Below are 17329 nucleotides of genomic sequence, written 5' to 3' on the forward strand. Positions count from 1 at the left end.
GTTAGCCGATGCGCCCGGTCGTGATCCCCCATCCCAGTTTTGGCGACAAAGTGCGCCGTGCGCTGTGGAACGCCGTCTGGCTCATCCTCTATCGCACCAGCCCGATCCCACTCCACGGTTGGCGCCGCCTCCTGCTCCGCGCGTTCGGTGCAAAAATCGGATCGCAAACGCGGCCCTATCCCAGCGCGCGAATCTGGGCGCCGTGGAATTTCGAAATGGGGGAGGGCAGCACGCTCGGCCCGCGCAGCGAGATTTATTCGGTGGCACGCGTCACGCTCGGCCCCTGGTCGGTGGTCAGTCAGCGCGCTTATCTCTGCACCGCCAGCCACGACATCCACGCCCCCAGCTTCGCGCTCACCGCGGCGCCGATCGCGATCGGCCGCAATGCGTGGGTCGCCGCCGACGCCTTTGTCGGCCCGGGCGTGACCCTCGCCGACGGCGCCGTGGCGGCGGCGCGCGCGGTGGTGGTCAAGGATGTCGATCGCAATATCATTGTCGGCGGCAATCCGGCGACGCCGATCGGTGAATGCGGCCTCGCTGACTTTGCGGACGGATCGGTAAAACCCGGCGGCTAGAGCCGTTCGGCCTGCACCACCGTGTCGGACGCGCGCAGCGCCGACAATATCCGCATCAGATGATGGACGTCGCGTACCTCGACGACGACGTCATAAGTGTGGAACCCGCCCTCGCGGTTCGACAGCCGCAAATTGGTGATGTTCGCCATATTGGCGGCAAGGATGCCCGACATTTCAGCGAGCGTGCCGGGCTCGTTGAGGATGACGATGCACAGCCGCGCATTGCCGCCCTCGCTGTCCTCCTGCCAGCGCAAGTCGATCCAGTCGGCATCGACCCCGTCGGCGAGGCTCGGGCAGTCGATGACATGCACCTCGATGCCTTCACCCGGACGCGCCAGCCCGACAATGCGGTCGCCAGGTACCGGGTGGCAGCAGTCGGCGAGCTGATAGGCGACGCCGGGGGTGAGTCCCTCGATCGACACCGCCGCGCCCTGCGTCAGCTTACCGGGTTTCGATTTCATCTCGGCGGTGATGCCGGGGACGAGTGCCTCGAGCACCGCATTGTCGGACAGGCGCCGCTTGCCGATCGCGACATAGAGCGCGGTGTCGTCTTCGAGCTTGAGCCGGGTCAGCGCCGCGGCGCGCGCCTTGTCGCCGACCCTGCCAGGCAGCCGCGCGACGATCTCGTCGTACAGCTTGCGGCCCAGCGACGCGAGTTCGACCTTTTCCTTCGAACGAACATGGCGGCGGATCGCGGCGCGCGCCTTGCCGGTGACCGCGAAGCCGAGCCAGGCGGGCTGCGGCGTCTGTTTATCCGACGACAATATCTCGACCGTATCGCCATTGGCGAGCTGGGTGCGCAGCGGCACCAGCCGGCCGTTGACCTTCGCACCGACCGTCCGGTCGCCGAGCCCGGTGTGGACGGCATAGGCGAAATCGACCGGGGTCGCGCCCTTGGGCAACTGGTGCAGACTGCCCTTGGGGGTGAAGGCGAAGATGCGGTCCTGGTACATCGCGATGCGCGTGTTTTCGAGGAACTCTTCGGGATCGTGCGTCTGTTCGAGGATTTCGAGCAGGTCGCGGATCCACCCCGCCTGCCCGTCGGGCGCGGTCCCGCCCTGCTTGTACGCCCAATGCGCGGCGAAGCCGAATTCCGACTGCTGGTGCATGCCGACGCTGCGAAGCTGGATCTCGATTCGCATATTCTGCTGATGCATGATCGTCGTGTGCAGCGACTTGTAGCCGTTGCGCTTCGGCGTCGAGATATAGTCCTTGAAGCGACCCGGCACCATTTTCCACTTGCGATGGAGCAGCCCGAGCGCGGCGTAACAATCGGCATCGGTCGGGGTGATGATGCGGAAGGCGATGATGTCGGTCACCTGTTCGAAACTGACATGCCGCTCCTGCATCTTGCGCCAGATCGAATAGGGATGCTTCTCGCGCCCCGACACATCGGCCTCGATGCCGTTCTTCGCCAGCAGCTCCTTGAAATCCGACGTGATCTTCGCGACCTTGTCCTTGCCGCCGGCGGCCAGCTTCGCCAGCCGCCCGGTGATCGTCGCATAGGCCTCGGGCTCGAGTTCGCGGAACGCGAGCAGCTGCATCTCGCGCATATATTCATACATGCCGATCCGCTCGGCGAGCGGGGCATAGATGTCCATCGTCTCCTTGGCGATGCGCCGCCGCTTGTCGGGATTCTGGATGAAATGCAGCGTGCGCATGTTGTGCAGCCGGTCGGCGAGCTTGACCAGCAGCACCCGGATGTCGTCGGACATGGCGAGCAGGAATTTGCGGAGGTTTTCCGCTGCGCGCTCATTCTCGGTCTGCGCCTCGATCTTCGAAAGCTTGGTCACCCCGTCGACCAGCCGCCCGACATCGGCCCCGAACAACCGCTCGATTTCTTCAGGGGTGGTCAGCGTGTCCTCGAGCGTGTCGTGGAGCAGCGCGGTGACGATCGTTTCGCTGTCGAGGTGCAACTCGGTCAAAATGCCCGCGACCTCGACCGGATGGCTGAAATAGGGGTCGCCCGACGCGCGTTTCTGGCTGCCGTGTTTCTGGACGGTGAAGACATAGGCGCGGTTGAGCAACGCCTCGTCGACGTCGGGATCATAAGCGCGCACGCGCTCGACAAGTTCATATTGACGCAGCATCCTGTTCCAATGTCGTTCATGCGCGCCCAAATGCAATGCGAAACTTTGCTGCGCACCGCCGCCGGGAACTCGCAATTTTGGTAAACGGCTTTGGAAGCATCGTGCGTGCGGGCTATGGCGGGAGGCAATGACAGGGACCGAAGCTTTCGATTCGACCACGGCAAGCCCGCGCGTGTCGGTGGTGATGCCCGTGCACAATGGTGCGCGCTGGCTCGACGAGGCGATCGATTCGGTCCTCGCGCAAGGCTTCCTCGACTTCGAACTGATCCTCGTCGACGATGCTTCGCGTGACGAAAGCCCCGCGATCATGGCCGCCGCGGCGGTGCGCGACCCGCGCGTCCGTCATTTTCGCCTCGACACCAATGTCGGCCTGCCTGCGGCGCTCAACCACGGCTTTGCGCAGGCGCGGGGCGAATTGCACAGCTGGACGTCGGACGACAACCTCCTCCGCCCGCAGATGCTCGACCGCCTTGTCGCGACACTCGACGCGCATCCCGATGCGGGGGTCGCCTATGCCGATTTCTCGCTGATCGACGATGCCGGAAACGATCTCGGCCGTTCGCGGGTCGGACCGGTCGAACGCTTGCTCCACGGCAACAACATCGGCGCCGCCTTCCTGTATCGCCGCGGCGTGACCGACGCGCTCGGCGGCTATGACGTCGGATTGTTCGGGGTCGAGGATTATGATTTCTGGCTGCGCGCGGCGCGGCGTTTCGCCTTCGTCGAACTGCACGAAGATCTCTATATCTACCGCAAGCATGGCGGCAGCCTGACCAGTCAGCGTGCCGATCAGATCTATGCGTTGACCGCTGTCATCGTCGAACGCGCGATGCCTGATAAGTTGCCGGCGCGCAGCCGTAGCGAAATCCTGCTCGGCCTCGCGCTCAAGAGCCAGCGCCGGTGGCGCTTCGACCTCGTGAGCCGCGCCTTGCGCGCGCATCCCCCGACGGTCCTCGCGCGGCTGCCCGCGCTCGCGCGCTGGACGCTCGTCGTCGCGCGCAATCGCCTTACGGCCTGATCATCCGGGCATAGAAAAAGCCGCCGTGCCTCGCCGGGGCTATGGGAGGTCGCGGCGGCTCTCTATGCGGCCAGGGTCGAACGGCGGAGCGGGAGGGGAGCGCCGTCCGTCCGGCCGGTCAGACGGCGCCGTTGCAGCGCGCCAGATCCTCGGCTTCGAGCGCCTTGCCGTCGGCAATGAAGCCCTTCACTTCGCCGGCTTCCTTGGCAAGCCCGGCGCACATCATCTGCGGACGGCTGGTGCCGCGCGCGCCGACGCAATTGGTACCTTCGCACGACCAGACGATACCGCGCGCGACGAACTTGCCCTTCGGGGCCGGGCTCGCCAGTTCGGCGCGGTAATAGGCGCCGCCCGCGGCCTGGGCGGTCACGGGCAGGGCGGCAGCACCGCCGGCCAACGCGACGGCGAACATCGGCACGACAGGCGCCGCGAAAGAGAATTTGAACATGGGGAGGCCCTTCCTTTTTGAGCACCTATTTAGGTTGCAAAAGGAAATTTAGTGCGTGGGTTGCAAAATGCAACCAAGTCTACATATTTTTTTGTGCGGGGGCCGATTTTACGTTAGGGCTGGGCCTATGGGAAAATTACGCGAACCGCTGAACATCCTCTACGGTGACAATTGTGCATTGCCGCTCGCGCTTGAGGCGATGGGCGAGCGCTGGTCGTTCATGATCCTGCGCGCGGCCTTCAACGGCGTCCATCATTTCGAGGAGTTCCAGCAGGAACTCAGTATCGCGCGCAACATCCTGTCGAACCGGCTGTCGCGACTCGTCGACCATGGCATCATGGCGCGCGAAGTGATGGCCGAGGATCGCCGCAAGGTACGCTACGAACTCACCGAAAAGGGCCTCGAGCTGCTGCCCGCAATGATCGCGCTGCGCCAATGGGGCGAAAAATGGGGGGCCGGCGTGCCCTCGACCCCGGTGCTGGTCGATGTTCGCGACGAGCAGCCGATCGGCCCCGTCACCATGACCGCGCACGACGGACGGTCGCTCGGCTATAAGGAACTGGTGTGGAAACATCGGTCGGAACTGCAGCCGCTGGGCCAGGCCCGGACGCGCGCAGATGAGCGGATGGCGCCGGTTGCCGCCGAGTGACGGACGCGGGACCGTCCAGCCGCCCCGCCTACCGCTGACCGCAACCCAACATCCGATGCCGCTGTTCGGACTATCCTCGCCGGGACCCTTTTTCGGCAATAAGGTGCGCGCCTTCTGGAATCTCCAGATCCTCGGCTGGTTCGCCTGGCTCGGGCTGCGCGGCGTGTCGGGCCTCGCCAATGGGCAGGCGCTCGCCTTCCTGATTCCACAGACGGTGTCGGCGATCACCGGCTTCTCGCTCTCGCTGATCCTGTCGGTCTGCTATCGCACCCTGATCAGCCGCCGCCCGCTATTGATGTGGGGGGTCAGCTTCGGCTTGGCGGGTATCGCCACCGCGCTCTGGGCGTTCATCGACGCCTGGGTCGCACAGATCCAGAACCCGAACAGCGACGCCGGCTTCACCAGCCTGCTGCTCGGCGCGGTCTATATCGACGCGACCTCGCTCGCCGCCTGGTCGGCGCTCTATTTCGCGATCAACTATTTCCTCCAGCTCGAGGAACAGAATGACCGCGTGCTGCGCCTCGAGGCGCAGGCGGCCTCGGCGCAGCTCGCTATGCTGCGCTACCAGCTCAACCCGCATTTCCTGTTCAACACGCTCAACAGCATCTCGACGCTGGTGCTTCTCAAGCAATCCGAACCCGCCAATGCGATGCTGTCGCGACTGTCGGCGTTCCTGCGCTACACCCTCGCCAACGAACCGACCGCGCAGGTGACGCTGGCGCAGGAGATCGAGACGCTGAAGCTGTATCTCGACATCGAAAAAATGCGCTTCGAGGAACGGCTGCGCCCGCATTTCGCGATCGATCCCGCCGTTTCGCGCGCGCGTCTGCCCTCGCTGCTGCTCCAGCCGCTGATCGAAAATGCGATAAAATATGCGGTCACCCCGCAGGAGGATGGCGCCGACATCACGATTTCGGCTCAGCTTGCCGGTCAAAATGTTCGGATTACCGTGTCGGACACCGGGTCGGGATTGTCAGCCGATGGCGCGGACCCCACCACTGGCGTCATTGCAACGGAATCAACCGGTGTGGGTTTAGCCAATATCAGAGACCGGCTGGCGCAGGCTTTCGGCGATCAGCACCGGTTCGATGCCCAATCGGGCGCTGACGGCGGATTCACGGTGGTTGTCGAGTTTCCGTTTCAGCCCGACGGGCAAATGACGATTGGAACCGAGAGAACATGACGATCAGAACCATCCTGGTGGATGACGAAAAACTGGCCACCCAGGGCCTGCAATTGCGGCTCGAACCGCACAGCGACGTCGAAATCGTCGACACCGCCCAAAATGGCCGCGAGGCCATCCGCAAGATCAAGACCCACAAGCCCGACCTCGTCTTCCTCGACATCCAGATGCCGGGCTTCGACGGCTTTTCGGTGATCCAGGGGCTGATGGAAGTCGAACCGCCGCTGGTGGTGTTCGTCACCGCTTATTCGGACCATGCGATCCGCGCCTTCGAGGCGCAGGCGGTCGATTATCTGGTCAAGCCGGTCGAACCCGAACGCCTCGCCGACGCGCTTGACCGCGTGCGCCAGCGTCTGACCGAAAAGCGCGGCGCCGCCGAGGTCGAACGCCTTAAGACCGTGCTCGCCGAGGTCGCCCCCGAGGCGGCCGACGATTATGACGCCGAAATCGCCCCCGATGCGCATGCCGCCGACCGCTATGAAAAGATGATCAACATCAAGGATCGCGGCCAGATCTTCCGCGTCGATGTCGACAGCATCGAACGCATCGATGCTGCGGGCGACTATATGTGCATCTACACCGCCGACAACAGCCTGATCCTGCGCGAAACGATGAAGGATCTCGAAAAACGGCTCGACCCGCGCAATTTCCAGCGCGTCCACCGCTCGACCATCGTCAACTTGAGCCAAGTCAAGCAGGTCAAGCCGCACACCAACGGCGAATGCTTCCTCGTGCTTGGCTCAGGCGCGCAAGTGAAGGTCAGCCGCAGCTATCGCGACGTGGTGGCGCGGTTCGTACACTGAGGCCCGCGACTCAATAACTCCGTCATTGCGAGCGTAGCGAAGCAATCCAGGGCGGTTTACGCCGCTCTGGATTGCCGCGTCGCCTTCGGCTCCTCACAATGACGGTTCGTTAAAGTTGGTGCCCGGTCCGGTCGCGCTTCGTCGCCAGATATTGCTCATTATATTTGTTCGTCGGCAGCGCGAGCGGAATGCGCTCGACGACCTCGACGCCCTCGCGTTCCAGCCGCGCGACCTTCTCCGGATTGTTCGTCATCAACCGGATGCGCGGAATGTTGAGCAATTCGAGCATCCGCCCCGCGATCGCAAAATCGCGCGCCTCGACCGGGAAGCCCAGCCGCAGGTTCGCGTCCACCGTGTCATAGCCCTGATCCTGCAGCGCATAGGCGCGCAGCTTGTTGACCAGCCCGATCCCGCGCCCTTCCTGCCGCAGGTAAAGCAGCACCCCCCAAGGCGCATCGGCCATCGCGTGCAGCGCCGCGTGAAGCTGCGGTCCGCAGTCGCATTTCAGGCTGCCGAGCACGTCGCCGGTCAGGCATTCGCTGTGCAGCCGCACCACCGGCGGGCTCGCGTCGCGCTTGCCGATAACGAGCGCGACATGGTCCGACGCCTCTTCGGGAGTCCGAAAGGCGACGATCTCGGCGCCTTCGCTGGCCTCGACCGGGAGGCGCGCGCGGGCGGCGATGTGCAGCCGCGCCGGGTCGAGCAAGGCATCGACATCGACCGCGTCGCAGGCGGTTTCGGCCTCCCCCGTCGCGTCGCGTACGAAAAAGGCGGGCAGCAGGCCGGCGTGGCGTGCCATCAGCATCGCGGCCATCGCGGCGGCCTCGCCGCCGGTCGCCTGGGTACGGAACGGGCCTTTGAGCGGATTGGCAAGGTCGAGTGCCGGGTCGGCGATCGCCAGTCCCGCCGCGACGCTCGTCGCGGCACCGGTCAGCCGCACCGGTCCCGGCGCGGCGGCGGCACGCTGGTTGGTGAGCTTCAGCGTCACCGCGCGCTCGCCCGCCAGCAGCACGTCGGCGACACCATCGTCAAAATCCGCCAGCGCGGCATCGCTCGCGCTCTCGATCGCCAGCAAATCCAGAACGCCGTCGTCGCCGGTCACGCGCACCGGCCAGCCGCGGCGCAGCGCATCGACCGCGCGCGCCGCCCGGCGGGCGCCGCCATCCATGCGCGCGGCGTCACTCAAAAATCGAACTCGGTAATCAACGGGATATGGTCCGACGGCCGTTCCCAGCTGCGCGCCGGCCGGACGATGCGGTGCGACACCGCCTTTGCCAGCAAGTCGGGAGTCACCCACATATGGTCGAGCCGGCGGCCGCGATTGGACAATTCCCAATCCTTGGCGCGGTAGCTCCACCAGGTGAAGAGCGGTGTCGGCGCCGCGATGAAATGACGGCCAAGGTCGACCCACTGCGACGCCGCCTGCAGCTTCGCCAGCGTTTCGACCTCGATCGGCGTGTGGCTCACGACGTCCAGCAACGCCTTATGATTCCATACGTCGCTTTCGAGTGGCGCGACGTTGAAATCGCCGGTCAGGACCGTGGGCTGGTCGAGCGCCCCCGACCATTTGGTCATCCGCGCGTAGAAATCCAGCTTCTGCCCGAATTTCGGATTGATCTCGCGGTCGGCGACGTCGCCCCCGGCTGGGATATAGACATTGTCGAGCCGCACGCCGCCGGGCAGCGTGACCCCGACGTGGCGCGCCTCGCCATTGGCCTGCCAGTCATATTTGCGGACGTCGGCCAGCGGGACTTTGCTGACGATCGCGACGCCATGGTGCATGCGCTGACCGTGGGTGACGATATGGGTGTAGCCGAGGCTGCGAAACATGTCGGGCGGGAAGGACACGCATTCGACCTTGGTTTCCTGCAGGCACAGGACGTCGGGCGCTTCCTCGCGCAGGAATTTCTCGACGATGCCGATGCGGGCGCGGACGCTGTTGATGTTCCACGAAGCGATGCTGGTTGTCATGGCGTGGCTCTATCGGCGCGGCGCGCGCGGTGCAATGCGATTGCGGGCAGGGGCGGCGACCGGCGCCAAGCCCAAAATTAAACCCCCGTTCCAGGGGCGGTGGAACGGGGGTTCAAGGTCAGCGTTCGTCACGCTCTTGAATGAAGGTGCCTGGCACTCGGTTGGGGCAACAGGGGGAAACCCAGAACCGGGGGCCGTGTTGGCGCCTTCGAGAGTGGGAATACCGCCCCTTCCCTGTCGCCAAGCTGAACGAAAATCTGGCGGATATGGGCGGTTTTGCAGTTCGTCGATGGTGGGCGGCGGTTGGTCCGAAAAAACGGCGCCGAATCCGCTTCGTGGGATTCGGCGCCGTTCATATTCGGCTGTGGATAAGTTCGCGTCAGCTTCCGCGACCGCGCGAGCGCGGGCGGGGGTCGGTCCATTTGAACGCCGAATCGGCGACCGCAACGTTGAACTTCTGGTTCGTCAGGTCGATGCGCGTGCGGTTGTTTTGCGAATCGAGCGCGACCCAGCCGCGCAGGCGCAATCCGGCGGGCGCGGCGCCGTCGCGCACGAACACCATGGTGATCGTGCCATATTCGGGGCGCTTGGGATCCTTGACCTCGACACTCACGACATCGTCGCTGCTTGTCGGCAGGACCTTGGCATATTTGGTGAGGTCGCGGTCGGGATCGAGCAGCGCGCCGAGCGGCGAATTCTTCACCGGCCAGCGCTGGACCTGCTTCACCTCATAATCGATCATCGTCAGCGAACTGCCGTCGCCGACGATCAACAGGGGCACGCCCTTCTGATACTGGAACCGGATCTTGCCGGGGCGTTTCAAGGTCAATTGTCCATTCAGCCGCTGGCCGTTGCGGTCGGTCTGGACGAAATCGGCGGTCATCGAACTCGTCGCGCGCAGGTGCGACTGGACCGAGGTCAGCGTATTTGCCGACTGCGCGATCGCCGGCGCGCCGAACGCCAGCGCCGTGGCGGCGGCGGGAACGAGCGCCAGCGCGGCGGCGCGTGTCAGGGTCAGGCGGGGAAAATTCAGGGTCATGATGTTCTCATTCTGCCATAAGGACGGCCGGGATATGCCGATCCGGCGTTGAACCCGCCGTGAACCCGGCGTTGGAGGCTGTTCAAGTCGCGAGCATCGGCTTTGGTTCCCCTGCCGCCTAGCGTTGCTGTCCATATTGATCGGTCAGCACGTCGCGCCGGCCGACATGGTTGGGGGGACTGACGAGGCCCTCCTCCTCCATCCGTTCGATCATCCGCGCCGCACTGTTATACCCGATGCGCAGCTGGCGTTGCAGCCAGCTCGTCGAGGCCTTCTGGCTCTCGACGACGATCTGGCACGCCTTGGCATACATACGATCCTCGGCGCTGTCGCCGCCCGCAGGAGCGCCCTCCATCGCGAAGCCGCCGTCCTCGGGATCCTCGGTGACGCTCTCGACATAGTCGGGCTGGCCCTGGCCGCGCCAATGGTCGGCGACCGCCCGCACCTCGTCGTCCGACACGAACGGGCCGTGGATGCGGGTGATCTGCTTGCCACCGGGGACATAGAGCATGTCGCCTTTGCCGAGCAGCTGCTCGGCGCCCGCCTCGCCCAAAATCGTGCGGCTGTCGATTTTCGACGTGACGTTGAAGCTGATACGTGTCGGCAAATTCGCCTTGATGACACCGGTGATGACATCGACCGACGGGCGCTGGGTCGCGAGGATCAGGTGGATGCCTGCGGCGCGCGCTTTCTGCGCGAGCCGCTGGATCAGGAATTCGACCTCCTTGCCCGCGGTCATCATCAAATCGGCCAGCTCGTCGACCACCACCACGATTTGCGGCAGCGGCGCGTAATCGAGTGTCTCTTCCTCATAGAGCGGCTGACCGGTTTCGGGGTCGTAACCGACCTGGACCCGCCGTCCGAGCGACTTGCCCTTCGACAGCGCGGTGCGGACCTTGTCGTTGTAGCTCGCGAGGTTGCGCACCGACAGCGACGACATCATCCGGTAACGGTCCTCCATCTGCTCGACCGCCCATTTGAGGGCGCGGATCGCCTTCTTGGGCTCGGTCACCACCGGAGCGAGCAGGTGCGGGATGCCGTCATAGACGCTGAGTTCGAGCATCTTGGGGTCGATCATGATCAGCTTCACCTGATCGGGGCCGAGCCGGTAGAGCAGCGACAGGATCATCGCGTTCAAACCGACCGACTTGCCCGACCCGGTGGTGCCCGCGATCAGCAGGTGCGGCATCGGCGCGAGGTCGGCGATCACCGGGTCACCGCTGATATTCTTGCCGAGGATGATCGGGAGCGCTCCAGTCTGTTCCTGGAACAGCGCGCTGCCGATCATTTCGGACAGCACCACCGATTCGCGGACGGCGTTGGGCAGCTCGATGCCGATCACGGTGCGCCCTGGGATCGGCGCGATGCGCGCCGACAGCGCCGACATGTTGCGCGCGATGTCGTCGGCAAGGTTCGACACCCGGCTCGCTTTCGTCCCCGGCGCGGGCTCGAGTTCGTACATGGTGACGACGGGGCCGGGGCGCACCGCAGTGATCACGCCCTTGACCTGGAAATCCTCGAGCACCGATTCGAGCAGCCGCGCGTTGCGTTCGAGCCCCGCCTTGTCGATCTGCCCGGTCGGCGCCGGCGGCGGCTCGGCGAGCAGGTCGAGCGACGGCATCTGGTAATTGGTGAACAACTCGGTCTGCGGCTTGGCGCGCGGTTTCGACGGCTGGGTGCGCTGCGCCGGGTCGGCAATCTCGGGCGGTGCCCGCTCGCTCGGCTCGGCGCGGGCGCGCGGGCGGATGACACGGCCCATCAGCGACGGCGCCTTCGCATCGGCGGCAAGCGCGGGGGCCGGCGCGACGACGCGGCCACCCTCGACGGCGGGCAGCCGAAGCCGCGTCCACCAGCCGGGTTCGAGCCGCAGCGCGCGCCACGCGAGCCACAGGCCGACGCCGATCAACAGCAGGATCGCGGCAAAGCGGACCAGCGCCGCGCCGGGTTCGCCGATGCGGTCGAACCACGGGTCGACCGCGCCGCCGACGATCAACGCGATGATCCCGCCCCAGCCCGCGGGAAGCGGGGCATTGCTGTCGGGGGTCCACAGTTGTGCGCCGAGGCCGACGAGCAAGATCGCGATGAAGACGAAGGCGAGCTGGCGTTTCCAATAGGGCTGCGCCTCGCCAGTCCACAGCCGCCAGGCGATCACGCCGAGCAGGGGTAGCAGCAGGGTGATCGCGACCCCGCCGACGAACAGCAGCAAGTCGGCGAACCACGCCCCCGCCCCGCCCATCCAGTTCGACGGATTGCCCCCCGCCGCGGTGTGGATCGCGGCATCGGTGCCGTCATGGGTGATCAGCGCCAGCGACAGGAACAACGTGAAAGCGCCAAGCGCCAACGCAGCGCCGATCACCAACGATCGCGCAATACTCGCCCGGAAAACGGTGCGCCAATCGGCCTTTGCGGCGACGGGCTTGCGGCTGGCCATGCTGAAATCGGTCCCCACTGGAATTAACCACGGCGATATGCACATGCGCCGGACTCGTCGTCAAGCGCGGCCCCCAACCGAGCTGTGGGTTATGAAGGGGTTTCGCGTAAAGACGCAAAGGCACGAAGAAGAAGGTTCGGGCCGACAGGCCCCTCATCCCATGGACGGTGCGGTGGTCGCGGTGTCGGATGGCGCGCCGCTTCGCGGATGGCGCGACATCTTCGAGTCTTTGTGTCTTTGCGCGAAACAAATAATTCCGGCCCGTCGGCCCGCGCCACACCGCTTTTCAAGCGCCGCATTGCCGTCTAGGGCGGGGTCATGAGTGACGTACAGCGCAGCGACGTAATCATCTCCGGCGGCGGCCTTGTCGGCCAGGCCCTGGCCCTTGCGCTCGCGCACCACGGCCTTTCCAGCCAGGTCGTCGATCCCGCCGATCCACTGGCGACAATCGCACCCGGTTTCGACGGCCGCGCCTCGGCGATCGCCAGCGCGACCTGGCAGATGTTCGAAGTGCTCAGCCTCGCCGATCGGCTCGCCGGTCATGGCTGCCCGATCCGCGCGATCAAGGTCAGCGACGGCGTGCCCAACGAAAAGGGGCGTTCGGGCGAACTGGATTTCGAAACCGGCGCCGACGATCCCGCGCTCGGCACGATGGTCGAAAACCGCCAGCTTCGTCTTGCGCTCCGCGACGCGCTCGCCGAAGCCCCGCTCGCACGCCTCATCATGCCCGCGCAGGTTGTCGACCGCGATATCGGCCCGCACGGCGTCACCCTGACCCTTGCCGACGGCGCGAGACTGCAGGCGCCGCTGCTGATCGTCGCCGAGGGCCGCCGCTCGCCGACCCGCGACGCCGCAGGGTTCAGCATCGCCAACTGGTCGTACCACCATCATGCGATGATCGGCGCGGTCGTGCACAGCAAACCGCACGATCGCGTCGCGCACGAAATCTTCTTTCCCTCGGGACCTTTCGCGCTGCTGCCGCTTGTCGACGACGCGCAGGGCCGCCACCGTTCGGCCTTCGTGTGGACCGTCGCCGAAAAGGACGGGCCGGGCTTCGCCAAATTGGGCGAGAGGGGCTTTGTCGCGGAACTCGAAAAGCGCGCGGGCGACCTGCTCGGCAAAATGGAACTGGTCGCGCCGCGCATGACCTATCCGCTCGGCTTCCACCATAGCGCGACGATCGTCGCCGACCGGGTCGTGCTCGTCGGCGATGCCGCGCATGGCATCCATCCGATCGCCGGGCAGGGACTCAACCTCGGCCTGCGCGACGTTGCGGCGCTCACCGAAGTGCTCGTCGAGGGGGCGCGGCTCGGCCTCGACCTCGGCGACGCGGCTTTGCTCGCGCGCTACCAGCGCTGGCGCGGACTCGACAGCCTGATGGTCAGCCTCGCGACCGATGGCCTCACGCGTCTCTTCGGCATTCCCGGCCGCACCGCCGCGGCGGTCCGCCGCGCCGGCCTCGGTGCGGTGCAGCGATTGCCGATGCTCAAACGCTTCTTCATGGACGAGGCGCGCGGCGAAGCCGGTGACCTGCCCCGCCTGCTCGCGGGGGCAGAGGTTTAAGCCCACCCCATTTTTCCGTTCGGGTCGCGCGACGTCGAGACGCCTCGATGGCGCGTGCGACCGATGGGCATCTCGACGTCGCGCGATGCAAACGGGTATCTTGCCCATCCCTACGTATTTCCACCTACGTCCCGGGCACGCCCCCGCTAACCATGACCCCATAGCCTGTTCCATGCGGTAACGACCCGCCGCGCAGCAGGAGCCGGACCATGTCGGTGAGCAGCCACGCCCTCGAAGCGGCGGCGACCGATTGGATCGCCGCGCGCGCTGCCCTCGATGCCGAGCCCTCGCCGCGCCGCCGTGTCCACGCCGACCGCGCCTTCGCGCGCCTCGCCGCCGCGGCCTCCCCACGCGTCCGCTATTTCATCCGCCGCTACGGGCTGTCATCGGTCACCGACGATGCCGAACAGGCGTGCGCGATCGCGATCCACCGCGCCGCGCAAAGCTACGACCCGCGCCGCGCGGCCTTTGCCACCCATATGAACTGGCAGATCCGCGCCGAACTACAGGCGCTGCGACACCGCCTCCACGGCGACCAGCGCCGCGCGCCGCACCGGGTTGCCGCCGCAACGCTGTCGCTGGACGATCCGGGCATCTGCGACCTGCTCGTCGATCCCGGTGCCGAAGCCGCCGCGGAAGGACGAGCCGCCGACTATCTCGCAGGCCGCCTTGCCGATTGCCTCGCCGACGACTGGGCGCGGCGCCGCGACGCCGAATGGCAAAGAGGAAAGGCAAAGCTCGCGGCGCATCACACCCTCGTGCGCCGGCATCTGACCGCAGTCCAACCCGCGGGCCGCCTGTCCGAAAGCCATCGTCATATCGTCCGCGCCGCCTTCGCCGATATGGCGCAGCATCTCTTGCCGGCGGGTCGCGCCTGATTTTACTGCAGCGTCGAACGCCCGTCTTCGCCGTCGAAGCGGCCGAAGAACTGCATCAGCTGGACGACCAGTTCCGCGCGTTCGTCGATCGAGGTCGTTTCGAGCAGCGCCTGCTTCGCGGCGGCGTCGAACGGCGCGACCTGCGCGATACCGTTGACGAGCGTCGCATCGTCGAGCTGGCCGACCGCGTTCCAGTCGACGACATAGCCCTGCCGTTCGGCGAACCGCTTCGCCTCGCGTTCGAGGCTGGCACGCTCGATGCTCGCGAGCACCGCATCCTCCTCGACCTCACTCTCGATTTCGGCCTCGACCTGCCGAAACGGAGTGGTGACGTCGAGTTCGCGGCGGACGCGGAACCGCGCCACGCCCTCGAGCACGAGATTGAAGCGCCCGTCGTCGAGCGCCTCGACATCGATGATCTTGCCGACGCAGCCGACGTCGTAGAGCGCCGGGGGCTCGCGGTCCTCCTCGCCGGGCAATACGCGCGGCTGGATCATCCCGATCCGCCGGTCGCGCACCAGCACCTCCTGCACCATCGCGCGATAGCGCGGCTCGAAGATGTGCAGCGGCAGGTGCAGCCCGGGAAACAGCACCGCGCCGGGCAGCGGAAAGATCGCGATCCGCTGGATGGTCAGGGGCGCGGTATCGCCCATCAGCCGAACAGGATCAGCGACAGCCGGCGGCGCTGCGCCGCGACCCACGGATCTTCGAGCCCGACGGCTTCGAACAGCGACAGCAATTTCGCGCGCGCGGCATCTTCCTGCCATTCGCGATCCGCCGCGACGATGTGGAGCAGATTGTCGGCGGCGGCGGCGCGCCGGCCGGCGCCGATCTGCGCGGCGGCAAGGTCGAATCGCGCCTGATGGTCGCCCGGATCGGCCGCGACCGCGGCTTCGAGCGCCGCCAGTTCGCCCGCGTCAGGGGCATCGGCGGCGAGCGCATAGGCGCTCTTCGCCTGCGCGATCGCGGGATCGTCGGCGATCTCGGCGGGGATCATGTCGAGCAGGCCCTGCGCGCTGGTCAGGTCGCCGGCGAGGACCAGCGCGCGAATCAGTCCGCCATGCGCCGCCGCATTGTCGGGTGCCATCTCGAGGATCTGGCCGAAGATCGAGGCGGCGCGTTCGCCGTCACCCTCGGCGAGCACGCCCTCGCCCATTTCAATCAGCGGGGCGATCTCGACGGCGCGGGCGCTTGCGGCGCTTTCGACCGGCAATTGCGCGAGCAACTGGTCGAGCATCGCCTTGATCTGGCTTTCGGTGCGGGCGTTGGTCAGGTTGGCGACCGGCTGGCCCTGGAAGATCGCATAGACGGTCGGGATCGACTGGACCTGGAATTGGCCGGCGATGAAGCGATTCGCATCGACGTCGATCTTGGCGAGCAAAACGCCCTTGTCGGCATAATCGGCAGCGACCTTTTCGAGAATCGGGGTCAGCTGCTTGCACGGCCCGCACCATTCGGCCCAGAAATCGAGGATGACGAGGTTCGACATCGACGGCTCGACGACGTCGCGGCGGAACGCTTCGACGGCGTCCTTTTCTTGCGGGTTCAGACCCAAAGTGGCCACGGGGTTATTGCTCCTGTTGAATGCCTGTCGTTCTTATGTGGGATTTGTGCCCGATATGCCAACCCTTCGGGGCCAATCGTGCAGGAAAAGCATGAAGGGGGGTTGCCGACTCCAAAAGCCGATGCTAAGCGCCCGCCTCACCCGCTGGAACCGACCGGTTTCAGCCGCCAGAGCGGGCGTAGCTCAGGGGTAGAGCACAACCTTGCCAAGGTTGGGGTCGAGGGTTCGAATCCCTTCGCCCGCTCCAGTCTTTCCCGCGGCTTGCGCCGCGGGCCGTCATCGGGCTTCGGTGACCCTCACCGACTGGCTTACCAGCTCGATCTCGCGATATGCGGTCAGAAAGGCGATGTCCGCCGCGTCGCGGCCGACACAGATTCGGGCCATCGCATCGCCGCGCGCCATGCCGGTGGCATCGACCGGGTACCAGTCACCCGCGAGATAGACTTCGGCGACGGCGTGGAAATCCTGCGGCTCAACGCCCAGCGCATAGGCGCTCGCCATGCGCGCGGGAATATGCGCGGCGCGGGCAAGCGCGATCATCACATGGGCATAGTCACGGCAGACCCCGCGCCGTTCGACGAAGCTGTCGAGCGCGCCGGTTTCGGATGTGCTTGTCCCCGCGACATAGGTGAAGCGGCTTTCGATCCAATCGCGCATCCGCGCAATCTTCGCCCCGCCTTCCAGTTCGCCGAAGCGCCGCTCGACGAAGGCGTGAAACTTGTTCGAGGGGCAATAGCGCGATTCGTTGAGATAGGGGACCGCCCCGGCCGGCAAGCGGTGCAGTGGGACCGCGGCGAGGAGGGCGAGATCAGGGGCGGGACGGTCGATCGCGACCCGCGCGCGATAGTCGACACGCAATTGTCCGTGCTCGCGCAGCCAGATCGGCTCGCAAATGCCATTCGGCGTCGGCACGCGCGCCAGATGGTCGGGGTTGCCGAGGTCGAGCGATGCGTCGAGTACGCGCTGGCCATGGCCGTCGGCAGCCTCGATCTGCAACATCAGGTCGACCGGTTCGGGCAGCCGGTAATTTAGGGAAGCGGAAATTTCGAGTTTCATCTATCGCCAACGCATGGGGGAAAGATCGGTGCCGCTAGGCGCAGTCGCACCAAAGGGCAAG

16 protein-coding genes and 1 tRNA gene are annotated in these 17329 nt (G+C 65.9%); 8 read left to right on the forward strand and 9 right to left on the reverse strand.

Annotated elements, in window-relative coordinates; translation table 11 throughout:
- Positions 1–50 precede the first annotated feature (50 nt).
- Positions 51–575: a putative colanic acid biosynthesis acetyltransferase gene (locus tag EEB18_RS09675; protein ID WP_262408186.1), complete on the forward strand. Its 525-nt coding sequence runs from the start codon at positions 51–53 to the stop codon at positions 573–575.
- On the opposite strand, the gene EEB18_RS09680 is transcribed toward EEB18_RS09675, so the two are convergent.
- On the reverse strand, positions 572–2665 hold the full coding sequence (locus EEB18_RS09680; RefSeq protein ID WP_187142281.1) for a RelA/SpoT family protein: 2094 nt from the start codon (positions 2663–2665) through the stop codon (positions 572–574). The genes EEB18_RS09675 and EEB18_RS09680 overlap by 4 nt on opposite strands.
- Positions 2666–2792: 127 nt before the next feature.
- Here EEB18_RS09680 and EEB18_RS09685 point away from each other — a divergent pair, with 127 nt between their 5' ends.
- On the forward strand, positions 2793–3683 hold the full coding sequence (locus EEB18_RS09685) for a glycosyltransferase family 2 protein (RefSeq protein ID WP_187142280.1): 891 nt from the start codon (positions 2793–2795) through the stop codon (positions 3681–3683).
- 118 nt (positions 3684–3801) lie between these two features.
- Here the strand turns inward: EEB18_RS09685 and EEB18_RS09690 are convergent, their stop codons facing one another.
- Entirely contained in the window at positions 3802–4131 is a 330-nt protein-coding gene (locus EEB18_RS09690; RefSeq protein ID WP_187142279.1) for a CC_3452 family protein, read from the reverse strand.
- Between the two features lie 127 nt (positions 4132–4258).
- Here EEB18_RS09690 and EEB18_RS09695 point away from each other — a divergent pair, with 127 nt between their 5' ends.
- Genes EEB18_RS09695 through EEB18_RS09705 form a run of 3 tightly spaced genes read left to right on the forward strand, consistent with a single transcriptional unit; the run spans position 4259 to position 6766 of the window.
- On the forward strand, positions 4259–4780 hold the full coding sequence (locus tag EEB18_RS09695; protein WP_056345093.1) for a winged helix-turn-helix transcriptional regulator: 522 nt from the start codon (positions 4259–4261) through the stop codon (positions 4778–4780).
- Between the two features lie 55 nt (positions 4781–4835).
- A complete protein-coding gene (locus tag EEB18_RS09700; RefSeq protein ID WP_056347115.1) occupies positions 4836–5963 on the forward strand; it encodes a sensor histidine kinase in 1128 nt (375 codons plus the stop codon).
- Positions 5960–6766 carry a LytR/AlgR family response regulator transcription factor gene (locus tag EEB18_RS09705; protein WP_056345097.1) on the forward strand — a complete coding sequence of 269 codons (807 nt, stop codon included), beginning with the start codon at positions 5960–5962 and terminating at the stop codon, positions 6764–6766. Before EEB18_RS09700 ends, EEB18_RS09705 begins: the two co-directional genes overlap by 4 nt.
- 109 nt (positions 6767–6875) lie before the next feature.
- Here the strand turns inward: EEB18_RS09705 and ribA are convergent, their stop codons facing one another.
- The 4 genes from ribA to EEB18_RS09725 form a co-directional block, all read right to left on the reverse strand.
- A complete protein-coding gene (gene ribA / locus EEB18_RS09710; RefSeq protein ID WP_187142285.1) occupies positions 6876–7934 on the reverse strand; it encodes a GTP cyclohydrolase II in 1059 nt (352 codons plus the stop codon).
- A gap of 14 nt (positions 7935–7948) precedes the next feature.
- Entirely contained in the window at positions 7949–8737 is a 789-nt protein-coding gene (locus EEB18_RS09715) for an exodeoxyribonuclease III (RefSeq protein ID WP_187142278.1), read from the reverse strand.
- A gap of 379 nt (positions 8738–9116) precedes the next feature.
- Positions 9117–9776, reverse strand: a complete 660-nt coding sequence (locus EEB18_RS09720) for a LolA family protein (protein ID WP_056345105.1) — start codon at positions 9774–9776, stop codon at positions 9117–9119.
- Positions 9777–9894: 118 nt separating this feature from the next.
- Complete coding sequence (locus EEB18_RS09725) at positions 9895–12207, reverse strand: DNA translocase FtsK (RefSeq protein ID WP_187669106.1); 2313 nt, start codon at positions 12205–12207, stop codon at positions 9895–9897.
- Between the two features lie 318 nt (positions 12208–12525).
- On the opposite strand from EEB18_RS09725, the gene EEB18_RS09730 reads away from it, so the two are divergent.
- Positions 12526–13770, forward strand: coding sequence for an FAD-dependent monooxygenase (locus EEB18_RS09730; protein ID WP_187142288.1), 1245 nt, complete (start codon positions 12526–12528; stop codon positions 13768–13770).
- A 209-nt stretch (positions 13771–13979) separates the two neighbouring features.
- Complete coding sequence (locus tag EEB18_RS09735; RefSeq protein ID WP_187142289.1) at positions 13980–14648, forward strand: RNA polymerase subunit sigma-70; 669 nt, start codon at positions 13980–13982, stop codon at positions 14646–14648.
- Between the two features lie 2 nt (positions 14649–14650).
- Here EEB18_RS09735 and EEB18_RS09740 read toward each other — a convergent pair whose 3' ends face one another.
- A complete protein-coding gene (locus EEB18_RS09740) occupies positions 14651–15301 on the reverse strand; it encodes an LON peptidase substrate-binding domain-containing protein (RefSeq protein ID WP_056345121.1) in 651 nt (216 codons plus the stop codon).
- Positions 15301–16212: a tetratricopeptide repeat protein gene (locus EEB18_RS09745; RefSeq protein WP_187142290.1), complete on the reverse strand. Its 912-nt coding sequence runs from the start codon at positions 16210–16212 to the stop codon at positions 15301–15303. Before EEB18_RS09745 ends, EEB18_RS09740 begins: the two co-directional genes overlap by 1 nt.
- A gap of 172 nt (positions 16213–16384) precedes the next feature.
- On the opposite strand from EEB18_RS09745, the gene EEB18_RS09750 reads away from it, so the two are divergent.
- Positions 16385–16459 (forward strand) — tRNA-Gly (locus tag EEB18_RS09750).
- Between the two features lie 29 nt (positions 16460–16488).
- Here EEB18_RS09750 and EEB18_RS09755 read toward each other — a convergent pair.
- Positions 16489–17268, reverse strand: a complete 780-nt coding sequence (locus EEB18_RS09755) for a transglutaminase-like domain-containing protein (RefSeq protein ID WP_056345126.1) — start codon at positions 17266–17268, stop codon at positions 16489–16491.
- Positions 17269–17329: the final 61 nt, after the last annotated feature.

The sequence above is a fragment of the Sphingopyxis sp. OPL5 genome (assembly GCF_003797775.2).
Classification (GTDB): domain Bacteria; phylum Pseudomonadota; class Alphaproteobacteria; order Sphingomonadales; family Sphingomonadaceae; genus Sphingopyxis.